The organism is Pseudomonas sp. AKS31 (genome assembly GCF_023634765.1).
Taxonomy (GTDB): domain Bacteria; phylum Pseudomonadota; class Gammaproteobacteria; order Pseudomonadales; family Pseudomonadaceae; genus Aquipseudomonas.
In genome coordinates, this window is record NZ_JAMLFX010000005.1 from 77755 (window position 1) to 87447 (window position 9693).

Annotated in this window: 5 protein-coding genes and 1 pseudogene; 4 read left to right on the forward strand and 2 right to left on the reverse strand. The window is 59.5% G+C overall.

Annotated features, from left to right (window positions below; genetic code table 11):
- The first annotated feature begins 55 nt into the window (after positions 1–55).
- The 4 genes from M9827_RS16400 to M9827_RS16415 all read left to right on the forward strand — a co-directional run bounded on the left by M9827_RS16400 (position 56) and on the right by M9827_RS16415 (position 8378).
- On the forward strand, positions 56–1738 hold the full coding sequence (locus M9827_RS16400) for a fatty acid--CoA ligase (protein WP_250606212.1): 1683 nt from the start codon (positions 56–58) through the stop codon (positions 1736–1738).
- Positions 1739–2075: 337 nt separating this feature from the next.
- Positions 2076–3965: a DUF1302 domain-containing protein gene (locus tag M9827_RS16405; protein WP_250606213.1), complete on the forward strand. Its 1890-nt coding sequence runs from the start codon at positions 2076–2078 to the stop codon at positions 3963–3965.
- Between the two features lie 27 nt (positions 3966–3992).
- A complete protein-coding gene (locus M9827_RS16410) occupies positions 3993–5357 on the forward strand; it encodes a DUF1329 domain-containing protein (RefSeq protein ID WP_250606214.1) in 1365 nt (454 codons plus the stop codon).
- Positions 5358–5642: 285 nt separating this feature from the next.
- Positions 5643–8378, forward strand: coding sequence for a winged helix-turn-helix domain-containing protein (locus M9827_RS16415; RefSeq protein WP_250606215.1), 2736 nt, complete (start codon positions 5643–5645; stop codon positions 8376–8378).
- An 86-nt stretch (positions 8379–8464) separates the two neighbouring features.
- Here M9827_RS16415 and M9827_RS28000 read toward each other — a convergent pair whose 3' ends face one another.
- Both M9827_RS28000 and M9827_RS28005 read right to left on the reverse strand, forming a co-directional pair.
- Complete coding sequence (locus M9827_RS28000) at positions 8465–9178, reverse strand: calcium-binding protein (RefSeq protein ID WP_502943460.1); 714 nt, start codon at positions 9176–9178, stop codon at positions 8465–8467.
- Between the two features lie 177 nt (positions 9179–9355).
- A pseudogene (locus tag M9827_RS28005) lies at positions 9356–9682 on the reverse strand (calcium-binding protein); the annotation flags it as partial.
- Between the last annotated feature and the right edge of the window lie 11 nt (positions 9683–9693).

The window sequence follows — 9693 nt, forward strand, 5'->3', positions numbered from 1 at the left end:
GGTTCTAGAGTACCGATCTCTACGCCAACACCGTGCAGCCAGAAAAGGGATTCATATGTTGCAGACTCGCGTCATTCCCCCGGCCGATGGGGCCTACCAGTATCCATTGCTGATTAAACGGCTGCTGATGTCCGGCGCCCGTTACGAGAAAACCCGCGAGATCATCTACCGTGACCAGATCCGCTATAGCTACCCGACGCTGATCGAGCGTGTGGCGCGGCTGGCCAATGTCCTCACGGCGAACGGTGTGAAGGCCGGGGACACTGTGGCGGTGATGGACTGGGACAGCCATCGTTACCTGGAATGCATGTTTGCGATTCCGATGATTGGCGCGGTGATTCATACGATCAACGTGCGCCTGTCGCCGGAGCAGATCCTCTACACCATGAACCACGCCGAGGACCGCTTTGTGCTGGTCAACAGTGAGTTCGTCGGTTTATACCAAGCGATCGCCCCGCACCTGACCACGGTCGAGAAAACCCTGCTGCTGACCGATCTGCCGGAGAAAACTGCCGATCTGCCGAACCTGGTCGGCGAGTACGAGCAACTGCTGGCCGCCGCGAGCCCGCAGTATGACTTCCAGGATTTCGACGAAAATTCGGTTGCCACCACGTTCTACACCACCGGCACTACGGGCAATCCGAAGGGCGTGTATTTCACCCATCGGCAACTGGTCCTGCACACCATGGGTGTGTCGACAATCATGGGCGCGATCGACAGCGTGCGCCTGCTCGGCACCAACGACGTGTACATGCCGATCACACCGATGTTTCACGTGCATGCCTGGGGCCTGCCATACGTGGCGACCATGCTGGGCCTCAAACAGGTTTATCCGGGACGCTACGATCCGGAATTACTCGTCGAGCTGTGGCGCAAAGAGAAGGTCACGTTCTCCCATTGCGTGCCGACCATCCTGCAAATGCTGCTCAACGCCAAAGGCGCGCAGGACACCGATTTCGGCGGCTGGAAAATCGTTATTGGCGGCAGCGCACTCAACCGCACGCTGTACGAAACCGCCAAGGCGCGGGGCATTCAGCTCACCGCCGCGTACGGCATGTCGGAAACCGGGCCGCTGGTGTCCTGTGCACATCTCAACGATGAGTTGATGGCCGGCACCGAAGACGAACGCACCACCTATCGGATCAAGGCCGGTGTGCCGGGGCCGCTGGTGGAAGCAGCGATTGTCGACGCCGAGGGTAACTTTCTCCCGGCCGATGGCGAGACCCAGGGCGAATTGGTGCTGCGTGCGCCATGGCTCACCGAAGGTTATTTCAACGAACCGCAGAAGGGCGCCGAGCTCTGGGCGGGCGGCTGGCTGCACACCGGCGACGTCGCCACGCTCGACAGCATGGGCGTGATCGACATCCGCGATCGCATCAAGGACGTGATCAAGACCGGCGGCGAGTGGATCTCCTCGCTGGACCTCGAAGACCTGATCAGCCGTCACGTCGCGGTACGCGAAGTAGCAGTGGTGGGCATCGCCGATCCGCAGTGGGGCGAGCGCCCGTTTGCCCTGCTGGTGATCCGCGAAGGGCACGAGATCGGGGCACGCGAGCTCAAGGAACACCTCAAGCCGTTCGTCGAACTGGGTCACTTGAGCAAGTGGGCAATTCCAAGCCAGATCGCCGTTGTTACGGAAATTCCCAAGACCAGTGTCGGCAAGCTCGACAAGAAGCGCATCCGCCTCGACATCACCGAATGGCAGGCCAACAACAGCACCTTCCTCTCGACACTTTGAGTGTCTGCTGGCGCGCCGAAAACGGCGCGCCAGACCCACCAAGCAAGCGCTTGGCTTGTGAAATCGAAAAAATCAGCCATCCTTGCCGTGCCGACTTGTGTCGGACTGGCGAAAGGACTGTTCCAGAGTGGTTGGCGGCTGCAAATCACACTTTAGAGGGATCAAGCAGTACCACCTGCTGGCTATAGTCCGCTCAAGGATTTTTAAGAACGGGGCACACGCACAAAACGGGGCGATGCATCTTTGGAGTGGTTTCGGGTTGTCTCTGGCACCCGGTCCTTCAGGCGTTTTTAAAAGTACTCACTGCCATAACAATAATGCACATGGAGTAGCGTCGATGACCTCAGTAAACCAGTTCTGGCGCCGGGCGAAACTGCCTCTGGCAGTCAGTCTTGCTTCTTCGCTCGCCGGGCCCGCATTCGGCGTCAGTTTCAACGTCGGTGAAATCGAGGGCCAGTTCGACTCGTCCCTGTCGATTGGTGCCAGTTGGTCTACTCAGAGCCCGAACAAGAACCTGATCGGCGTCAACAACGGCGGCCACGGCCTGTCGCAAACGTCCGATGACGGTCACGCCAACTTCAAGAGTGGTGAAACCTTTTCGAAAATCTTCAAGGGCATCCATGACCTTGAACTGAAGTACGGCGACACCGGTGTGTTTGTCCGTGGCAAATACTGGTACGACTTCGAACTGAAGGACGAGAGCCGCCAGTTCAAGGACATCAGCGACAGCAACCGCAAAGAGGGCGCCAAGTCGTCCGGCGGGCAGATCCTCGACGCCTTCGTCTACCACAACTACGCGATCGCCGATCAGCCGGGCTCCGTGCGTCTGGGCAAGCAGGTGGTGAGCTGGGGTGAAAGTACCTTCATTGGCGGCGGCATCAACTCGATCAACCCGATCGACGTATCGGCGTTCCGCCGTCCGGGTGCCGAGATCAAGGAAGGCCTGATTCCGGTCAACATGTTCTATCTGTCCCAGAGCCTGACCGATAACCTCTCGGCCGAAGCGTTCTATCAACTGGAATGGGACCAGACCGTTGTCGATAACTGCGGCACGTTCTTCTCGCAGCCGGACATCGTTGCCGACGGTTGCGACAACAACTTGCGCGTACTCAACAAGCGTTCGCAAATCCCGGCCGTCGCGCTGGGGCCATTGGCGGCCAACGGTGTCAACGTCAACGAAGAGGGCGTTCTGGTACGCCGTGGTCCGGATCGTGACGCCCGTGACAGCGGTCAGTGGGGCGCGTCTCTGAAGTACATGTTCGAGCCGCTGGATACCGAGTTCGGCGCGTATTTCATGAACTACCACAGCCGTGCGCCGATTTTCAGCGCCACCGGTGCACCGCAATCGGTGTACAACACCGCAGCCTCTCTGCCTGGGCCTTTCGCGGCACTCGCACCCCTGCTGGTCGCGGGCAACTCGAATTACTTCATCGAATACCCTGAAGATATTCGCCTCTACGGTCTGAGCTTCTCCACCACCCTGCCTACCGGTACGGCGTGGAGCGGTGAGATCAGCTACCGTCCGAACGCTCCGGTGCAACTGAACTCCACCGACATCCTGTTCGCCGGCGTACGTCCGCTGGGCGGCGCACTGACCAATGCTTCGCTGCTAACCGGCGTGCCGGGTCAGGATCTGCATGGCTATGAGCGCAAGGAAATCACCCAGATCCAGACAACGTTCACGCACTTCTTCGATCAGGTCATGGGCGCCAGCCGTCTGACCCTCGTCGGCGAAGTCGGCGCGACCTACGTCGGTGGGCTGGAAAGCCGTTCCGACATGCGTTATGGCCGCGATCCGGTCTACGGCCCTGGTGAGTTGCCGGCCACCGGCACCACCAACACCTGCGCCAACATTCTCAACAACAGCACCATCAACGGCGCCGGCCCGGGCTCGCCACAGAACAACCGCAGCCGCAATTGCGACAACGACGGCTTCACCACATCGATGTCGTGGGGCTACCGCGGTCGCGCCATCTGGGAATACAACGACGTCTTCGCCGGTGTGAACCTCAAGCCGAACGTGGCCTGGTCCCATGACGTCAGCGGTTACTCGCCAGGCCCTGGCGGCAACTTCGAGGAAGGTCGCAAAGCGGTCAGCCTGGGCGTCGACGCCGAATACCAGAACACCTACACCGCGAGCCTGGCTTACACCAACTTCTTCGACGGCAAGTACACCACCGTGGATGACCGCGACTTCGTTGCGCTCAGCTTCGGCGTGAACTTCTAAGCACTGCATTTCAGGACGAACGAATTTATGAAAATAACAAAGAGTCTGTTCCACGCCGGTGTTCTGGGCCTGTCGCTGCTGGCGACCGGCGTCATGGCCGCGGTGCCTGCTGCCGAAGCCGACAAACTGGGCAAGAGCCTGACGCCGATGGGCGCCGAAATGGCCGGTAACGCCGATGGTTCGATCCCGGCGTGGAAACCACTGCCGAAGAATGCCGGTTCGGTCGACAGCAAGGGTTTCCTGTCCAATCCGTACGCCAGTGAGCAACCGCTGTTCACCATCACCGCGAAAGACGTCGACAAGTACAAAGACAAGCTGGCGCCAGGTCAGTACGCGATGTTCAAGCGTTACCCGGACACCTTCAAAATGCCGGTCTACCCGTCCCATCGCGGCGCGACCGTGCCGGATGATGTGTTCGCCGCGATCAGGAAAAACGCCACCACCACCAACCTGGTGTCCGGCGGCAACGGTCTGGAAAACTTCGATACCGCGGTACCGTTCCCGATTCCGAAGAGCGGTGTGGAAGTCATCTGGAACCACATCACCCGCTACCGCGGCGGCAGTGTGACCCGTCTGGTGACTCAGGCCACACCGCAACCGAACGGCTCGTACAGTCTGGTGTACTTCCAGGACCAGTTCGTGTTCCGCGACAAGATGAAGGACTACGATCCGAAAAACCCGGGCAACATCCTGTTCTACTTCAAGCAGAAAGTGACTGCGCCGGCACGTCTGGCCGGTGGTGTGCTGCTGGTTCACGAGACCCTCGATCAGGTGAAGGAACCACGTTCGGCGTGGGTCTACAACGCCGGTCAGCGCCGTGTACGCCGTGCTCCACAAGTGTCCTATGACGGGCCGGGTACTGCCGCCGACGGTCTGCGTACCTCCGACAACCTCGACATGTTCAACGGTGCTCCGGATCGCTACGACTGGAAGCTCGAAGGCAAGAAAGAAATGTACATCGCCTCCGACAGCTACAAGCTCGACGATCCGAAACTGAAATACGCCGACATCATCAAGGCCGGCCACATCAACCAGGATCTGGCGCGTTACGAGCTGCGCCGCGTCTGGCATGTGGTTGCCACCCTGAAAGAAGGCCAGCGCCACATCTACGCCAAGCGTGACTTCTACATCGACGAGGACACCTGGCAAGCCGCCGTGATCGACCACTACGACGGTCGTGGCCAACTGTGGCGCGTCGCCGAAGCACACGCCGAGAACTACTACGACAAGCAAGTGCCGTGGTATGCCCTGGAAACCCTCTACGACCTGCAGTCCGGCCGTTATCTGGCACTGGGCATGAAGAACGAAGAGAAGAGCGCGTATGACTTCGGTTTCACCGCCACCACCAGCGACTTCACTCCGGCCGCATTGCGTCAGGACGGTGTTCGCTAACCCGCTGTAACCCGAGGCCGCATCCTCGTGAAAACGCCCTGACTGGTTCGGGGCGTTTTTTTTTGCTTTCGCAGGAGCTGCCGATGGCTGCGATCTTTTGACTTTTCAGCGGCAAATGCGAGATCAAGAGATCGCAGCCTCCGGCAGCTCCTACAGGATAGGGTTCACAGGTGGATGTAGCCTTTTTGTAGCCATTTGTAGCAGCAACCTTCATTCCCGGTACGTTTAAGGCTAGTCTGCGGACATCTGCAATGCCGCCAACAGCAATTCGAACAAGAGCCGGCCATGACTGATCTGTCCCCACTTCCGGGTCCCGCAAGCGTTGCCGTCGCGGCACTGGACGGGCGTTTTTTTCGCCCTCCGTTGCCCGACGGCTACGTCTTGCGACCACGTCTTTGCGAGCGCCTGCAGGCCGGGCTCGGTGGACGGCTGTTGCTGGTCAGCGCTCCCGCCGGGTTCGGCAAGAGCTCGCTGGCGGTAGAGTTCTGTCAGAGCCTGCCGGCGCACTGGCAAAGCCTCTGGTTGGGGCTGAGCCCGCGTGACAGCGACCCCGGACGTTTTCTTGAGCGTTTGCTCGAAGGTTTGCAGGACTACTTTCCGGCCCTGGGCGCTGGCGCTCTCGGTCTGTTGAAAATGCGTCAGCGCCATCAGCCATTTGCTTTTGAAGAATGGCTCGACGGCCTGCTCGATGAACTGACCCGGCACCTCGATCCCGGCGCGCCGCTGCTGCTGGTGCTCGACGATTACCATCTCGCCCAAGGCCCGGTGCTCGATCGCTGCCTGCAATTTTTCCTCAACCATCTGCCTGATGGCTTGCTGGTGATGGTCACCAGCCGCCAGCGTCCGGACTGGCATCTGGCGCGCTTGCGGCTGTCGCGGCAGTTGCTGGAGTTGCACGAACAGGACTTGCGCCTGACATACGACGAAGCCCTGACCTTGCTCGATCGTCACAGCAGTTCACTGCGCGGTGAAGCGCTGGAAAACCTGATCCAGCGCAGCGAAGGCTGGGTCGCCGGTTTGCGCTTCTGGTTGCTGGCGGTGGCCGAGGCGGGCAACGATGCCGCGTTGCCGCAAGCACTGAACGGCGGGGAAGGGCTGATCCGCGACTATTTGCTGGAGGAAGTCATCGATTGCCTGCCCGCCGAAGTACAGGCCTTTCTCTACGACACCGCACCGCAAGAGCGTTTTTGCAGCGAGTTGTGCGATGCCGTTCGTGAAGCCCATGACAGTGCCGAGATCCTGCGTTTCCTGCTGGCGCATCAGGTGTTTCTGGTGCCGCTGGACGAGCATGGTCACTGGTATCGTTATCACCATTTATTCTCTGATTTATTGCGCAGTCGGCCGATTGCGCAAGCGATGGTGCCGACGGCAACGCTGCATCTGCGTGCCTGTCGCTGGTTCAACGCTCAAGGGCTGCTGGACGAGGCGGTCGAACAGGCGCTGCGTGCAGGTCACCTCGATGTGGCGGCAAATCTGGTACAGAACCTTTCCGAGGAGCAACTGCTCGCCGAGCAGAACGTCGGCATGCTGCTGCGCTGGAAAATGGACTTGCCCGACAGCCTGTTGATCAGTACTCCGCGTTTGATTGTGTTGTACAGCTGGGCGCTGGGGCTGGCCTGTCAACTCGATGCCGCCGAAGAGCTGTCCAGCCACCTGAGCCGCTTCCTGCCGGCGCCCTCCGCTACCGCGCAGAAGTCGATGCTGGCGCAATGGCTGGCGCTGAGCGGGATCATTGCGCGCGGGCGTGGGCATCGGGAATTGACGATCAGATACTGCACTGAAGCTCTGGAAAGCCTGCCGGCCAAACGTTATGGCCAACGGCTGATGTGTCTATCGACCTTGTCCAATCTGGCCATTGCCGATGGCGATCTGTGGCGCGCACGCGGGCTTAACCGCGAATCCCTGGAACTGGCACAGCGCGTCGGCAATCCCTTGTTCGAAGCGTTGGCGCATTACGATCGTGCGCGGGTGTTGCAGGCTCGCGGCGAAATCCTGCGTGCTCTCGATGAGGTCCATCAGGGGCTGGAGCGGTTGCGCGGCTTGTCGCCACAGCGCTTGTACGCGGTGCGTGCACGGCTGACGCTGTACGAGGGTTTTCTGTTGGCCATGCGCCTGCAGCCGCAGGCCGCGCGCGTGCGGTTGTTGGCCGGAATCGGCGAAGCGCGAGCCTGTCGCGATATCAGCGTGTTGATCGGCCACTGCGTGATCGCTCGACTGGATGGCAGCAGTGGCGAGTTCGCCAAGGCCTTTGCCGAGCTCGCCGAAGCCGAACGCCTGATGCACATCTGGGATGTGCCGCCGATCTACTATTTGGCGATGATCACGCTGGTCAAATGTGAGCTGTGGCTGGCGCAGGGTCGCACTGATCTGGCAGAAGCGTGGCTCGCGCGGTTGGGGCAGACATACACGGGAGAACGCGCCGCCGCACCACCGGAATTTCATCCACAACTGCCGCTGCATGTGGAGCTGCAACAAGCGCTGCTCGACATGATTCAGGGGCAACCGATGCTCGCCGAAGGGCGGTTGAATGTGTTGCATGAAAACGGCCAGCAAACCGGCCGGCAGTTGCTCAGTGTGATGGCGTTGACGCAGAAGGTGGCGTTGCTGCTGGTGGGGGGGCGTGAGCCGGAGGCCAGAAAAGCACTGAGTCAGGCGCTGGAGGCGGCAACCGGCGGCGTGGCGCAGCCATTCGATCTGCTGGTGAAGGAGCATGGCGACTGGTTGCGCGGGCAATTGGTCGCGATCGCTTCGACAGCCGTCAGTCAGCAATTGCTGGAACACCTGCCTGTTCCCGCTGCGCGTCCCGTCGCGGAGGTTTCAGTGGCCGAGCAACTCAGCAGTCGAGAACTGGCCGTCCTGCGCCTGATTGCTCAAGGCTGTTCGAATCAGCAGATCAGCGAGCAATTGTTCATTTCCCTGCACACCGTGAAAACCCACGCCAGCCATATCAACAGCAAGCTGGGGGTTGAGCGGCGCACACAGGCAGTGGCGCGGGCCAAAGAGCTGGGGTTGCTGGCTTAGGTAATAGATAACGCGAACAGAAAAACACCCCGCCTCGGCGGGGTGTTTTTATTGCTCGGCTTCGATTGTTTCGGGCAGCGAAGAGATCAGACGATGACGTCGTTCGCGTTGAGCGAGTTGACACCTACCATTTGCACTTCGAAGTAACCGCCAGCGTCTGCGCTCATGTTCCCCGATAGAACATTATCGACGAAACGCAGTTGCCCGAAGCCGGTGAATTCACTCGAGCCAACGAAGGTCATGTGCTGTAAGCCGAGGGCCATCGGATCGCTGTCGAAATTGGAGAAATCGATTTTGTCGCCTTCCAGGGCGTTGAAATCGGTAATGACGTTTTGGGGAGAGGTTCCCCCCATTACGGCGTTAATAAGAAACAGATTGGTGAAGGCAAAGGTATCGGCGCCTGAACCACCGTTCAGTGTGGTATTGCCGATGCCGCCGTACAGTATGTCGTTGCCTGCTCCACCGAATAGTTGGTCGATACCGTCAAAGCCCTGTAGTTCGTTATTGCCGGAGTTTCCGATCAGGATGTTATCAAGATTGTTGCCCGACAGTTTCACGTCTGCATTGCCTGTTATCGTGCCGTCCTCGACGTTATCCCCCAGCGTGTAGTCGACCGAAGTGCTGACGAGGTCGTGACCTTTATCCGGGGCCTCTAGCACGATGTCATTGACGTTATCCACGACGTATGTATCGTCGCCGCCCGCGCCAGACATTCGATCGGCACCGAGACCGCCCGAGAGGATGTTGTTGCCCTCGTTACCATTCAAGGTGTTATCCAGCGCGCTCCCCGTCAGATTCAAGTTGGCATTGCCAGTCATAAAGCCGTTTTCGACGTTGTCCGAGAGGGTGAAATCGACGCTGGTCCAGACGGTATCAATACCTTCATCGGCAAGTTCGGTGACAACATCGTTGAGATTATCCACAAAGTAGGTGTCGTTGCCGGCACCACCGATCATGGTGTCCGCGCCAAGCCCGCCATCGATATAGTTGGAGCCGGCATTACCGGTGATGACGTTGTCCAGCGCGTTGCCCCTGAGCGATCCATCGGAATTGCCAATCATCGTCAGGTCTTCGACATTTGCGCCGAGGGTATAGCTGAGACTGGCTCTGACCAGGTCGTGGCCTTCACCAACCTGTTCGATGACGACATCGTTGATGTTATCCACAACGTAGGTGTCGTTGCCGGCACCACCCATCAAGGTGTCGGCACCCATGCCACCGTCGAGGATGTTATTGCCGATGTTGCCGGTGATGCGGTTGTTGACGCTGTTGCCGGTGCCGTTGAGGTTGGCACTGCCCAGCAAGATCAGGTTTT

Coding starts and splice junctions, on each gene's coding strand:
- M9827_RS16415 (WP_250606215.1), top strand. CDS start 5,643: ATGACTGATCTGTCCCCACTTCCGGGTCCCGCAAGCGTTGCCGTCGCG.
- M9827_RS16400 (WP_250606212.1), top strand. CDS start 56: ATGTTGCAGACTCGCGTCATTCCCCCGGCCGATGGGGCCTACCAGTAT.
- M9827_RS16405 (WP_250606213.1), top strand. CDS start 2,076: ATGACCTCAGTAAACCAGTTCTGGCGCCGGGCGAAACTGCCTCTGGCA.
- M9827_RS16410 (WP_250606214.1), top strand. CDS start 3,993: ATGAAAATAACAAAGAGTCTGTTCCACGCCGGTGTTCTGGGCCTGTCG.